Origin of the sequence: Dactylosporangium salmoneum (genome assembly GCF_039532525.1) — a bacterium.
In the GTDB taxonomy this organism is placed as follows: Bacteria; Actinomycetota; Actinomycetes; order Mycobacteriales; family Micromonosporaceae; genus Dactylosporangium; species Dactylosporangium salmoneum.
In genome coordinates this window covers 1-11894 of sequence record NZ_BAAARV010000049.1, presented here as the reverse complement: position 1 = coordinate 11894, position 11894 = coordinate 1, and the positions used below count along the sequence as shown (strand labels likewise).

14 protein-coding genes are annotated in these 11894 nt (G+C 72.4%); 7 read left to right on the top strand and 7 right to left on the bottom strand.

The features are described 5' to 3' along the window. The 7 genes from ABD352_RS28015 to ABD352_RS27985 all read right to left on the bottom strand — a co-directional run. A partial coding sequence (locus ABD352_RS28015) for a glycoside hydrolase family 15 protein (protein ID WP_344615490.1) occupies positions 1-748 on the bottom strand: 748 nt, incomplete at its 3' end. Positions 749-789: 41 nt separating this feature from the next. Beyond that, on the bottom strand, positions 790-2070 hold the full coding sequence (locus tag ABD352_RS28010) for an ABC transporter substrate-binding protein (protein ID WP_344615489.1): 1281 nt from the start codon (positions 2068-2070) through the stop codon (positions 790-792). A gap of 48 nt (positions 2071-2118) precedes the next feature. Beyond that, the gene (locus ABD352_RS28005) at positions 2119-2922 is read right to left on the bottom strand and encodes a carbohydrate ABC transporter permease (RefSeq protein ID WP_344615488.1); all 804 of its coding nucleotides are present in this window, start codon (positions 2920-2922) and stop codon (positions 2119-2121) included. Next, positions 2915-3796 carry a carbohydrate ABC transporter permease gene (locus ABD352_RS28000; RefSeq protein WP_344615487.1) on the bottom strand — a complete coding sequence of 294 codons (882 nt, stop codon included), beginning with the start codon at positions 3794-3796 and terminating at the stop codon, positions 2915-2917. The genes ABD352_RS28005 and ABD352_RS28000 overlap by 8 nt, the downstream gene beginning before the upstream one ends. Continuing rightward, the gene (locus tag ABD352_RS27995; RefSeq protein ID WP_344615486.1) at positions 3796-5043 is read right to left on the bottom strand and encodes an ROK family transcriptional regulator; all 1248 of its coding nucleotides are present in this window, start codon (positions 5041-5043) and stop codon (positions 3796-3798) included. Before ABD352_RS27995 ends, ABD352_RS28000 begins: the two co-directional genes overlap by 1 nt. Positions 5044-5162: 119 nt before the next feature. Further along, the gene (locus ABD352_RS27990) at positions 5163-5495 is read right to left on the bottom strand and encodes a hypothetical protein (protein ID WP_344615485.1); all 333 of its coding nucleotides are present in this window, start codon (positions 5493-5495) and stop codon (positions 5163-5165) included. Further along, positions 5492-6526 (bottom strand): LacI family DNA-binding transcriptional regulator, encoded by a 1035-nt coding sequence (locus tag ABD352_RS27985; protein ID WP_344615484.1) that lies wholly within the window; start codon positions 6524-6526, stop codon positions 5492-5494. The genes ABD352_RS27990 and ABD352_RS27985 overlap by 4 nt, the downstream gene beginning before the upstream one ends. A gap of 328 nt (positions 6527-6854) precedes the next feature. On the opposite strand from ABD352_RS27985, the gene ABD352_RS27980 reads away from it, so the two are divergent. From ABD352_RS27980 to ABD352_RS27950, 7 genes are all read left to right on the top strand, one after another. After that, complete coding sequence (locus ABD352_RS27980) at positions 6855-7274, top strand: MscL family protein (protein ID WP_344615483.1); 420 nt, start codon at positions 6855-6857, stop codon at positions 7272-7274. A 115-nt stretch (positions 7275-7389) separates the two neighbouring features. After that, positions 7390-8292 (top strand): RNA polymerase sigma factor SigJ, encoded by a 903-nt coding sequence (gene sigJ / locus ABD352_RS27975; RefSeq protein WP_344615482.1) that lies wholly within the window; start codon positions 7390-7392, stop codon positions 8290-8292. Positions 8293-8318: 26 nt separating this feature from the next. Beyond that, positions 8319-9080 (top strand): hypothetical protein, encoded by a 762-nt coding sequence (locus tag ABD352_RS27970; protein ID WP_344615481.1) that lies wholly within the window; start codon positions 8319-8321, stop codon positions 9078-9080. Between the two features lie 65 nt (positions 9081-9145). Then, positions 9146-9904, top strand: a complete 759-nt coding sequence (locus ABD352_RS27965) for an SDR family NAD(P)-dependent oxidoreductase (RefSeq protein ID WP_344615480.1) — start codon at positions 9146-9148, stop codon at positions 9902-9904. Positions 9905-9929: 25 nt separating this feature from the next. After that, a complete protein-coding gene (locus tag ABD352_RS27960; protein WP_344615479.1) occupies positions 9930-10301 on the top strand; it encodes a MerR family transcriptional regulator in 372 nt (123 codons plus the stop codon). 194 nt (positions 10302-10495) lie between these two features. Beyond that, the gene (locus tag ABD352_RS27955) at positions 10496-11482 is read left to right on the top strand and encodes an HAD family hydrolase (RefSeq protein WP_344615478.1); all 987 of its coding nucleotides are present in this window, start codon (positions 10496-10498) and stop codon (positions 11480-11482) included. An 85-nt stretch (positions 11483-11567) separates the two neighbouring features. After that, a complete protein-coding gene (locus ABD352_RS27950) occupies positions 11568-11696 on the top strand; it encodes a hypothetical protein (protein WP_344615477.1) in 129 nt (42 codons plus the stop codon). Positions 11697-11894 lie beyond the last annotated feature (198 nt).

Sequence of the window (11894 nt, the reverse complement as noted above, 5' to 3'; positions counted from 1 at the left end):
CGGCGGCGACCGTGCGGGCGCCGGTGCCGGCGTCGACGACCTCGAACGGCGCGACGGCGGCGAGCAGGCTGCCGTCGACGGCGTCGGAGCCGAGCCACTTGCGCAGCCGGCCGTCGACGCGCCCGTCGCCCGCGATCACCGCGGCGATGGCGGCGGCGGCCGCGCCCGCCGCGGCGGCGTCGTCCTCGCCGAGCAGCCCGGTGCGCAGCGCCGCCCGCAGCCCGGCGTCGACGGACACGAGCGTCGCGACGTGGACCTGCTCGGCGTGCTCCTCCCACCAGTCGTAGCAGGGCAGCCGCCAGGCCGCGCACAGGTAGCGCACGGTGAGGGCGACGGCGGGCGCGAACCCGCCGCCGCCCCCTGCCGTGCCGAGGAAGCGCTCGAGGGTCCACAGCCAGGTGCCGTAGCCGTCGAGCTGGAAGTCCCACCAGCTCTCCGAGCCGTCGGCGCCGTCCAGCGTGTAGCGCGTCGGCAGGAACCGCGCCTGGTCGACCTCCTCACCGCCGGCGAGCGCCGCGACGACCGCCTCGATCCGCTCCGCGCGGTCGCCGACGACCCGGGCCGTCCACTCGTGGAAGGCCCGCGGCCCGTCGACGACGCCGTGGGCCCGCAGGCCCTCGGCGACGAAGGCGCCGTCGCGCAGCCACGCGTAGCGGTACACCGGGAAGTTGGAGCAGGCGGGGTAGGCGCCGCTGGGCGCCTGCTCGCGGGTGATCACCTTGATGCTGTGCTCGACCAGGTCGCGCATGTGTCGTTCCTTTGCCTCGCGCTGTCGATGGGACTCGGCCGTCAGGAGAGCAGGGCCGTGACCTGCTTGGCGGCGTCGTCGAGGGTCTTCTGCAGGTCGGCGCCGCCGTCCGCCTTGGTCAGGGCGTTGTTGACGATGTCCTGCATCTGCTGCTCCTTGGCGATGACCGGCAGCAGCGACTGCTTGCCCAGCGCGTCCACGACCGCCTTGCGGTTCGCCGGCGGCGTCTTGCCGAGGTAGCCGGAGAGCTTGGCCGCGTCCGCGACCGGCGGCAGCTCCCAGGACGAGTCGACGCGGGCCTTGACGCTGGCGTCGGAGGTGGCCAGGAAGTCCAGCCAGCGGAACGCGGCGTCCTTGTGGGCGCTGGCCGACGAGATGGCGACGCCGTTCTGGAAGACCGCGCTGGCCTTCTGCGCGTCGCCCGGCTCGACCACGACGTCCCAGCCGAACGGCACGTCCTTGAGCGTGTCGAACTGCCAGTTGCCGTTGTGCCACATCGCGAGCTTGCCGGACTTGAACAGGTTCGTATCGAAGTCCGGGGTGTTGCCGATCTCGGTCAGCGTCGGCATCGTCGCGCCGGCCTTGCCCAGCAGCCACTTCGCGGCGGCGACGCCCTGCGCGCTGTTGAACGTCGCGGTCTTGCCGTCGGCGCTGAGGAACGAGCCGCCGGCCTGGTTGACGGCCTTGTAGTACTCATAGAAGCTGACCGGCTGGAAGTCGCCGTACTGGCCCTTGGTCTTGTCGGTGAGCTTCTGCGCCGCGGCGGTCTCGTCCGACCACTTCCAGTCCGCCGTCGGGTAGGCCACGCCGGCCGCGTCGAACAGCGCCTTGTTGTAGATGAGCACGACGGTCGAGAACGACTCGGGCAGCCCGAACTGCTTGCCGCCGTGCTTGAACGCGTCCATGGCGCTCGGCGACAGCAGCGAGGGCTGCCACGACTTGTCGTTCGCGGCCGGTCCGGCGAGGTCGGCCAGGGAGCCGGCCTGGGCGTACGTGACGAAGTTCTGGTAGTCCAGCTCGAAGGCGTCGGGTGCGGTGCCGCCGGCGATCGACGTCTGCAGCTGGGTGAAGTAGTCCTTGTACGGCGCGGTCTGGACGGAGATCTTGACGTCCGGGTTCGCCTTCTCGAACGCCGACACGATGGCGTTGAGGTCGGTGAGGTGGTCGGGGGCCGCGGAGAAGGTCAGGTAGCGCACGGTGGTGACGCCGCCCTCGGAGGTGTCCTTCGTGGCGGAGCCCTTGGCGCATCCGGCCAGGGCGACGGCGGCGAGGGCGAGCAGGGCGGCGGCCCGGTATAACCGGGGCCGGGGACGAGCGGACATCTTCGGCCTCACAATCGGGGGGGGGTGTCGGGTGTTCGGGTGCGGGTGTTACTTGAGACCGGCCTGGGCGACGCTCTGCACGATGTGCTTCTGCGCCACGGCGTAGAGGGCGAGCACGGGAAGGATGCTCACCACCGAGCCGGCCATGATGGCGTTCCACTGGGTGGTGTATTCGCCGCTGAGGCTGGCCAGGCCCAGCGGCAGGGTCATGAACTCGCGTGAGCGGATGACGACGAGCGGCCACAGGAACGCGTTCCAGCTCGACATGAAGGCGAACAGGCCGTAGGTCACCAGGGCCGGGCGGATCAGCGGCAGCGTGATCCGCACGAAGATGCGGATGTGCCCGGCGCCGTCGACGAACGCCGCCTCGTCGAGCTCCTTCGGCAGCACCGCGACGGACTGCCGCAGCAGGAACACGCCGAACGCCGAGGCGATGGTGGGCACGACGAGCGAGGCGTAGGTGTCGACCAGGTCGAACGCGCGGACCTCGATGAACAGCGGCACGACGAGGACCTGCATCGGGATCATCAGCGTCGCGAGGTACGCGACGAAGACGGCGTTCTTGCCGGGGAACTCCAGCCGCGCGAACGCGTAGGCCGCGGTGGAGCTGGTGATGAGCAGCAGCGCGGTGGAGACGACGGCCAGCACGAGGCTGTTGACCGCGATCCGCCAGAACGGCAGGACCTCGAAGAGCTTGCGGTACCCGTCGAGGCCGGGCTTGTCGGGGATCAGGCGGGGCGTGGTGAGCACGTCGCCGCCGGCGGTGATCGAGGTGACGACGGTCCACACGAACGGGAAGATCATGAGCAGCGCACCGGCGGCGAGCACGGCGATGAGCAGGCGCCTAGACATAGTTCACCCACCGGCGCTGCAGGCGCTGCTGGACGACGGTGACCACCAGGATCAGCGCGAACAGCAGCATGCTCAGGGCGGAGGCGCCACCGGCGTCGCCGTAGCGGAACGTCAGGTCGTAGATCTCCTCGACCAGCGGCCGGGACGCCCCGGCCGGGCCGCCACCGGTCATCACGTAGATCTGGTCGAACACCTGGAACCCGCTGATCAGCGAGATCACGACGACGAAGTAGCTGGACGGGGTCAGCAGCGGGAACGTGACGCGCCAGAAGCTCTGCCAGGCGGAGGCCCCGTCCAGGCGGGCGGCCTCGAGGTACTCCTCCGGGATCGACTGCAGCCCGGCGAGGAGGATCACCATGACGAACCCGGCGTCCTTCCACACCGACGCGACGACCGCCGACGGGATCGCCCACGTGGGCGAGGCCCACCAGCCCGGCCCCGGTATCCCGGCCGCCTGCAGCACGTGGTTGACCAGGCCGTTGGCCGGGTTCAGCAGCCACTTCCAGGTCAGCGCCACGACCACCCAGCTGGTGACGACCGGCAGGAAGTACATCGACCGCACCAGGTTGCGGCCCGGGAACCGGCGGTTGAGCCCGACGGCGAGCGCGAGGCCGAGGATGTACACCAGGGGCAGGTACAGCGCCAGGAACAGCAGCGTGTGCAGCAGCGCGTCGCGGGTGTCGGCGTCGCCGAGCAGGCGGCCGTAGTTGTCCAGCCCGATCCACTGCATCGGCGACTGCAGGTTCCAGCTGTGCAGGCTGATCCAGGCCGCGCCGAACATCGGCGCGATGGTGAACAGCAGCAGCGGCACGGCGCTGGGCAGCAGGAACAGCGCGACGAGGCCGGCCTTGCGCAGGCCGCGGGGCCCGGCCATCAGCCCGTCACCCCGTCGGCGGCGTCGAAGCGGCCGTGCAGCCGGGCGACGACGAGGTCGGCCTGCTCGCCGCCGAACCCGTCGAGGTCGAACGGGGCGGCGAGGACCAGCGCCGCCGCGCCCTGCGCCCAGCTGCTGTCGTCCCAGGTGTGCACCATCACGCTGATGCCGTCGCCGCCGCGGACCTGGCGGCGGGCGAACTCGGCGCGGAACGCGTCCTCCCAGTGGATCCAGTGGGCGACGCCCTCGCCGGCGATCACGATCCGGTCCGGGTCCAGCATGTTCGCGGCGCCGGCCACGGCCCGGCCGAGCAGGCGCCCGGCGTCGGCCAGGACCTCGCGGGCGCCGGCGTCGCCGCGGTCGGCCTTGCCGACCAGCGCGGCGAAGCCCTGCCGGGCGCCGATCACGCCGCGCTCGCGCGCCGTGCGCTCCAGCGCCGGCTCGCCGAGCCAGGCCTCCAGGCAGCCGTGCCGGCCGCACTGGCACAGCGGCCCCTCGGCGTCCATCGGCACGTGCCCGAACTCTCCCGCGCCGCCGCGCCCGCCGCGGTACACCGAGCGATCGGTGACGATGCTCATGCCGATCCCGCGGCCAATGGTCAGCACGAGCAGGTCGTCGGCCTCGCGGCCGTGGCCGTAGAGCACCTCGGCGACGGCGAGGGCGTTCACGTCGTTCTCCACGACGACCGGCAGCCCGAGCACGCCGCGCAGGTGCCGGCCGACCGGCAGCTGCCGCCACTGCAGGACGTCGGCGTCGACCGTGCCCTTGTCCGGGCGGTGCACGACGCCCGGCACCGCGACGCCGACGCCGAGCAGCGGCGGCAGGTCCGGGTCGGGCCCGGTGTGCGGCGCGAGGTGTGCGGCGAGCCGCGGCAGCGCGTCCGGGGCCATCGCGTCGAACGGCGTCGTCCAGCTCGACAGCATCTGCCCGTCCAGCCGCACGCTGACCACGACGAGGTGGTCGGCCGCGACCTTGACGCCCAGGGCCCGCCCGGCCGAGCCGACCAGGCCGATGAGCGATCCCGGGCGGCCGCCGCTGGACGGCGCCTGCGCGACCTCCTCGACCATCCGCTGCTCGAGCAGCCGGCGCATGATCTGCGACACGGCGGCAGGGCTGAGACCCAGCTCACGGGCGATATCCGCCCGGGAGGTCGGTCCCCGGCTACCCAGCAGCGCGAGCACGGCGGATCGCGAGAGATCCCGCCCGGCCCCATGCTTCGCCAACGGCACTTCGTCCACCCACTTCATTAAGTTGCGATACAAAGTCGCACGGCGGGCGGCCAAGGTCAAGCGTCAGTTCTGGAACGGGCAGACGGAATGCGGCGACCAGCGGCCAGCCGCCTTCGCTCGCCGGCGCGGCCGGCCGGTCAGCGGGAGTTGCGGTCCCCGCCGGCGTGGGCGAGAGCCGCACGGGACAGGGCGGACCACGACAGCCCGGACGGCTCCCCGAGGGTGAACCACTCCCGCATCGGGGTGCCCTTGCCGGCGTCGAAGTGGCGGCCCTCGCCGGCCGCGACCAGCTCGGTCACGCGGGCCTCCGGCAGCTTCACCACCAGGTGGCCGCGGACCAGCATCGCGAAGATCCTGCCGCGGTACTTCAGCGCCGAGGAGCCGAAGCCGCGGCCCGGGGACGGCGGCGTGACGCCGGCGATCGCGGCGAGCTCGTCGACCAGGTCCTCGAAGCGCTCCTGCGCCGTCACGCCCGCGGGGCCGCCGTGCTCCGGCGCAGGATCAGGGTCGGGGCGACCCGGGGGTCCGGGGACGGGCGGTCGGGACCCTCGCGCAGGTCGGCCTCGATGACCCGCAGCAGGGCGGCGATGCACCGCCGGCCGACCTCGTCGAAGTCCTGCCGGATGGTGGTCAGCGGCGGGGACAGGAACTCGGCCTCGGGGATGTCGTCGAAGCCCACGATGCTCACGTCGTCGGGCACACGGATGCCGCGCTCGTGGAAGGCGCGCATCATGCCCAGGGCCATCTGGTCGTTGCCGGCGAAGACGGCGGTCACGTCGTCGCGGGCGGCGAGCTCCAGACCGGCCGTGTACCCCGACCTCGCGCTCCAGTCGCCGGTCATCAGGGGCGGGGCGGGCAGCCCGGCCTCCTCCAGGACGGAGCGCCAGCCCTCGATGCGGCCGTGGGTCTCCAGCCAGTCGCGGGGCCCGGAGAGGTGCCAGACCTTGCGGTGACCGAGGTCGAGCAGGTGCTTGACGGCCATCCGGGCGCCGGTGACCTGGTCGACCGAGATGGCCGGGATCTCGCCGCCGACGTCGGACTCGACGGCGACGGCGGCCATGCCGAGGGGCATGTTGTGCAGCGCGGCGGCGGCCGCGGTCTGCGGGGCGATGACGACGACGCCGGCGACGGACTGGTCGGCCAGGGCGCTCAGCGCGGAGACCATGCCGTTGTGGTCGACGCGCTCGAGGGTGACGATGCTGACGCCGTAGCCGGCGGCGCGGGCGGCGCGCTCGATGCCCAGCAGGGTGGAGGCGGGCCCGTAGAGGATCGTGTCGAAGGAGACGACGCCCACCACCCGGGAGCGGCGGCCGGCCAGCCCGCGCGCCATGGCGTTGGGGCGGTAATTGAGCTGGCGGACGGCCTCCAGGACGCGCTCACGCGTGGCCGGGCTGACGCTCGGGTGGTCGTTGAGGACCCGGGACACCGTCTGGTGCGACACCCCGGCGAGCCGGGCGACGTCGTTCATCACGGCAGCCCGGTTGTGGCTGGTTGCGCGCATGTCCCTCCCCCCGCTGTTGATGTTAGCGCTGCCACGATAAGCCCGGGTGACGGGCCGTGCGTGGCGCCCGTCACCCGAATTGTCCATTCGGATGACCCGGAAACGCCCGGACCCGGGAGCCTCCGGGCGGCGGGCCGGCCAGCCGGGCGCCGGCCCGTCCGTCCGATGTGGACGCTCGGCGGGCCGCCGTACACCACCCTGAGGTGATCCCCGGGGCCGTCGCGAGGTGACGGTCACGCGCTCCCGCTCCCGGGCAGGCCGCCGAATGTTCTCATGATGCGGCGAGGGACAGCGACCGCGGGAGAGCTTCACAGCAGGGGAATGCGCAATGTTGAAAGGCTTCAAGAACTTTCTCATGCAGGGCGACCTGATCGTCGTCGCCGTGGGCCTGGTCGTCGCCCTGGCCTTCAGTACCTTGATCAAGGCCTTCACCGACAGCATCATCACGCCCCTGATCAACTCGATCGCCGGCGGCGGGACGACCGGGAAGGGACTCGGCTGGACGGTCAACGGCCAGCGGATCGACGTAGGCGCATTCATCGGCGCCTTCATCTACTTCATCATCTTCATGGCGGTCATCTACTTTCTGATCGTCGTGCCCTACCGCGCGTACATGCAGCGGCGCGGCAAGACCGTCTTCGGTGACCCGCCCCCGACCAAGCAATGCCCGAGCTGCCAGCTCAACGACCTGCCGGTCGCCGCGACCCGGTGCCCGCACTGCACCACCGAGCTCGGCCGCACCGCCTGAAGCGCATCGCGCCGGGCGGGACCGGCTCGTCCACGCGCCCACCCTGCGGGGGTACCTGACATTCCGGCGGCCCGCCCCGTCGAGACTGGAAAGGGACGCGCGCGAGAGGGGCGGCATGGACGGCGACGAGGAGCTGGCCGCGGTGATGAGCGAGCGGCGGCAGCTGCTGAACGTGGCCTACCGGCTACTGGGATCGCTCGCCGACGCCGAGGACGTGGTGCAGGAGACGTACGCGCGCTGGTACGGCCTCGCCGAGCGGGAACGGGCCGCCGTGGCGGCGCCGGGCGCCTGGCTGACCACCGTCGCCGGGCGGATCTGCCTCGACCAGCTGCGCTCGGCGAGGGCCCGGCGCGAGCGGTACGTCGGCGAATGGCTCCCCGAGCCGGTGCCCGGCGACGCCGGGTGGTTCGGCGGGGAGGCCGACCCCGCCGACCGGGTCACCCTCGACGAGTCGGTCAGCATGGCCTTCCTGGTGGTGCTCGACGCGATGACCCCGGCCGAGCGGGTCGCGTTCGTGCTGCACGACGTGTTCAGGTACTCCTTCGCCGAGGTGGCCGCGATCGTCGGCCGGACCCCGGCGGCCTGCCGCCAGCTGGCCTTCTCGGCCCGCCGGCGGCTGCAGCGCGAGGTCGCTCCCCCACCGCCCGCCGACCGGCGGGCCGGCCTGGTGCGCGAGTTCAAGCGGGCCTGGGAAGCGCGGGACATCGACGCCCTGCTCGGCCTGCTCGACCCGGCCGCGTCCCTGGTGGCCGACGGCGGCGGCCGGGCCGAGGCCATCCTGCAGCCGGTCGAGGGCGGCGGCGTCATCGCCGAGGGTGTCGTGCGCATCGCCGGCCTCACCCCGGACATGGTGCTGCTGGAGCAGCTCGTGAACGGCCAGCCCGGCCTGGTCGCCCAGGTCGACGGGGTCACGGTCACCGTGTTCTCGTTCGGCTTCACCGGCGACCGGATCTCGCACATCTGGGCCATGCGCAACCCCGACAAGCTGGGCCCGTGGCTGGAGGCGCCCACGCCCTGACCGGGTCACCGGCTACCGTTGCCCACGTGTGGTGGACGACCCCGCGCTGCCCGGTGCGCCCGGTCGAGCAGACCTGGATCGAGCACTCCCTGGACTGGCTGCTGACCGAGTTCGGCGAGCAGCGCCTGCGGGCAACGGTCCTCCTGCCGACCGAGGAGCACTTCCCGGGCGCCTACGAGGGCACCACGGGCGACGTGGAGACGCTGGTGTACCGCCTGTGCCGCCACATGGGCGTCGACCCCGCCCGCATCGAGGTCGAGCACGGCGAGCCCGACCACGACCCCGGCCTCGCCGCCCACGTCCCCCTGCACACCTCCTGGCAGGGCGCCGCCGGCCACTTCCGGACCCGCGCGGGCCGCGCCGTGCTGGCCATCCGCACCGACCTGACCGCCCGCCCGATGGCCCTGGTCGCCACCGTCGCCCACGAGCTGGGCCACGTCCTGCTCCTCGGTGACGGGCGCATCTCCCCGGCCCGCGAGGACCACGAGGCCCTGACCGACCTCCTGACCGTCTTCTTCGGCCTGGGCATCTTCTCCGCCAACGCCGCCTTCGACCACCGGCGGGAGGTGCGGGGCGGGTACGCGTACACCAGCCGCACCCGCCTGGGCTATCTCACCGAGCCCATGTACGGCTACGCCCTGGCCCGCTACGCCTGGCTCCGCGACGAGCCACACCCGCCGTGGGCCACCCACCTGGACGCGAACCCCCGCGCCTTCCTGAAGCGCGGCCTGCGGTACCTGTCCGCCGTCCGGCCCCCGACGGGCCCGGGCACCCCCGGCCGAGGCTGACCCCAGTACAGGCGCCGATGAGAGGTTGACCTTGCCGCAGGCGGCAGGGTTGCACGATGACCGGCATGAACAGCACCGCACCGCAGCGCGTCAGGATCGTCGCCGTCACCGGAGCCGGCACCGGCATCGGCCGGGCCACCGCCCGCGCGTTCGCCGCCGAGGGCGCGCACGTGATCGCGATCGGACGGCGAAGCGAGCCGCTCAAGCAGACCGCGGCCGGGCATCACCGGATCACGCCACTGTCCGCCGACATCACCGCCGAGGACGGGCCCGAGCAGATCGTCCGAACGGTATCGGAGACCTTCGGCCGGTTGGACGTGCTGGTCAACAACGCCGGCATCGTGCACGGCGGCAGCCTTGGCAGGTTGGCCCCGCAGCAGATCGCGGCGCAGCTCGCCACCAACCTCGTCGCGCCGATCCTGTTGACCCAGGCCGCGCTCCCGCTGCTGGAGGCCTCCAGCGGGGTGATCGTCAACGTCAGCACGGCGGTGGGACAGCGGGCCTGGCCCGGCAACTCGGTCTACGCCGCGACGAAGGCCGCCCTGGAGCTCCTGACCCGCAGCTGGGCGGTCGAACTGGCCCCACGCGGAGTTCGGGTGGTGGCGGTCGCCCCCGGCGCGATCGGCACCCCCATCGGCGAGCACCAGGGCCTGACGCCGCAGCGGTTGGCCGAACTGCGGAAGTGGCAGCTGGCACACACCCCACTGGCCCGGATCGGCCGTCCCGAGGAGGTGGCCTGGGCGATCATCCAGCTCGCCGCACCGGCCGCATCGTTCGTCACCGGGGTGGTACTCCCGGTCGACGGCGGAGCGGTCGTGGCGTGACTAGAGTGGCCACGGAGGTGGGACGGTGCGGATCGGTGCGCTGGCCGAGGCAACTGGGACGACCGCCCGTGCGCTGCGGCACTACGAGCAGGCCGGGCTGATCTCCTCCGAACGAGGCTCCAACGGCTACCGCAGCTACGACGAACGGGCCGCGGTGCGGGTCCGCAACATCCGTCATCTGCTGGCCGCCGGGCTCACCCTGGACGACGTGCGCGTGTTCCTGCCATGCCTGGACGGCGATGTCGCCGCCGCACTGCCCTCGGACACGGGGCTGCGGGTCGCGCGGGAACGGCTGGCGGTCCTCAACCAGCGCATCGCCGCCCAGACCGACGCCCGCGACCGGCTGGAAGCCGCACTCCGGGAGAGGACCGCCGAGCGCATCCGCCCGGTGGCTTGACCGCATGAGCGCGCACCGGCATAGCCGTGAACGCGGCTGCGGTACAGCGTCAGGAGCCGGTCATCACGCTCGGATGCCGGTGACAGCAGCCGAAGGGTAGCCGCCGCGTCAGAACGTTTGGTGTGCTAAGCCATCCTGCCATCGGCACGACCGCGTGCCGACCTCCAAGGTGCCGATCCTGCTAAGGTCCACACATGTCAGGGGCGGGGCGCCGGCACCATCGAGAGCTGCTGGTCTCCGACCTTGATGGAACGCTCCTTCGACCGGACGCGGCCTTGAGCGCGTTCACGGTCAGCGTGATCAACGAGTACCTCGCCAGTGGTGGACTGTTCACCTACGCGACGGCCCGTTCCTACACCTCTGCCGCACGCGTGACCGCGCCGTTGCGGCTGCGGCTTCCGGTCATGACGTACGGCGGCGCGGTCGTCGTGGACCCGGTGACCGGCCAGGCACGCCAGGCGCAGTTGCTGCCGGCCGCGTTGGTCGAGGAGGTGTTTCGGCTTACCGACGGTTCACGGCTCGTGCAACCGATTGTGTACGCCATCCGGGAGGGCAGGGACCGTGCCTGCTGGCTGGCCGACCGGATCACACCTGGAGTGGCGAGTTTCCTGCGCGCCCGACCCGGCGATCCCCGGCTGCTGCCCCTTTCCCACCGGGACGACATCGATGCGGCGTCGGTGTTCTATGTCTCCTTGATCGGAGACCGGCAGCCGTTGCACGAGCTTTTCGAGCAACTCTCTGACGCACTGGGCGGCTGCCACGTCGTCCTCGCCGAGGACGTCTACTCGGCCGGGCAGTGGTGGCTGGAGCTGACCTCCACCACCAAGGCCGCCGCGGTTGCCGCGTTGAAGGCCGAAGTGGCCGCGGAAACGGTGACATGCTTCGGTGACCAGCTCAACGACCTGCCGATGTTCGCGGTCGCCGACACCGCGCTCGCGGTCGCGAACGCTGCGCCCGAGGTCCGGGCGGCCGCCACACAGGTGATCGGCGCCAACACCGACGACGGCGTGGCCCGCTGGATCGCCGCGACCTTGACGTCAGCCGAAATGTCACCGCCTTCACCGGGCGAGGCTGGCCGGGCTGGGCCTGGCAGCTGTGGGGCGGCGACATCCGCAAGCAGCTCGACGCATGCGGGGGTGCGCTGCGGGTACCGCCCCTGCCGGCCGCGCTGCGCGACCTGACCGCCGTCGGCGTGTGAAACCGTCCCACCACGCGGATGAGCAGGGCATTTGGCCGGTTCTCAGGATCGGCGAGGCACCATGCGTCGTGCCGTTGACCCCTGCCGTCCGCGCCGTGCCGGCCCTCCTCGGCGCACTGCGGGACCGCGCGCTCGTGCGCGCCGGGTCGGCGACCACCACGGCCGCCGGGCGGTTCACCGCGGGTCACCACGGGTAACGCACGATAGCGGCGACGCACGGCGCCGGCACCGCCGCGCGGTCGTGACAGGCCTGCATCCCCTCACCTGTCGCCCGCCCACACGGGCGACCCCTCACGTGGCGAAAGGACGACCCGCATGGATCGGCGGACACTCCTCCTGGCGGCCGGCGCCGCGGGCCTCGCCGGCTGCGGCGGCCCGGACCCGGGCCCGGCGGC

Coding starts and splice junctions, on each gene's coding strand:
- ABD352_RS28010 (WP_344615489.1), bottom strand. CDS start 2,070: ATGTCCGCTCGTCCCCGGCCCCGGTTATACCGGGCCGCCGCCCTGCTC.
- ABD352_RS28000 (WP_344615487.1), bottom strand. CDS start 3,796: ATGGCCGGGCCCCGCGGCCTGCGCAAGGCCGGCCTCGTCGCGCTGTTC.
- sigJ (WP_344615482.1), top strand. CDS start 7,390: ATGGACGGCGACGAGGAGCTGGCCGCGGTGATGAGCGAGCGGCGGCAG.
- ABD352_RS27980 (WP_344615483.1), top strand. CDS start 6,855: ATGTTGAAAGGCTTCAAGAACTTTCTCATGCAGGGCGACCTGATCGTC.
- ABD352_RS27955 (WP_344615478.1), top strand. CDS start 10,496: ATGTCAGGGGCGGGGCGCCGGCACCATCGAGAGCTGCTGGTCTCCGAC.
- ABD352_RS27985 (WP_344615484.1), bottom strand. CDS start 6,526: ATGCGCGCAACCAGCCACAACCGGGCTGCCGTGATGAACGACGTCGCC.
- ABD352_RS27995 (WP_344615486.1), bottom strand. CDS start 5,043: ATGAAGTGGGTGGACGAAGTGCCGTTGGCGAAGCATGGGGCCGGGCGG.
- ABD352_RS28005 (WP_344615488.1), bottom strand. CDS start 2,922: ATGTCTAGGCGCCTGCTCATCGCCGTGCTCGCCGCCGGTGCGCTGCTC.
- ABD352_RS27965 (WP_344615480.1), top strand. CDS start 9,146: ATGAACAGCACCGCACCGCAGCGCGTCAGGATCGTCGCCGTCACCGGA.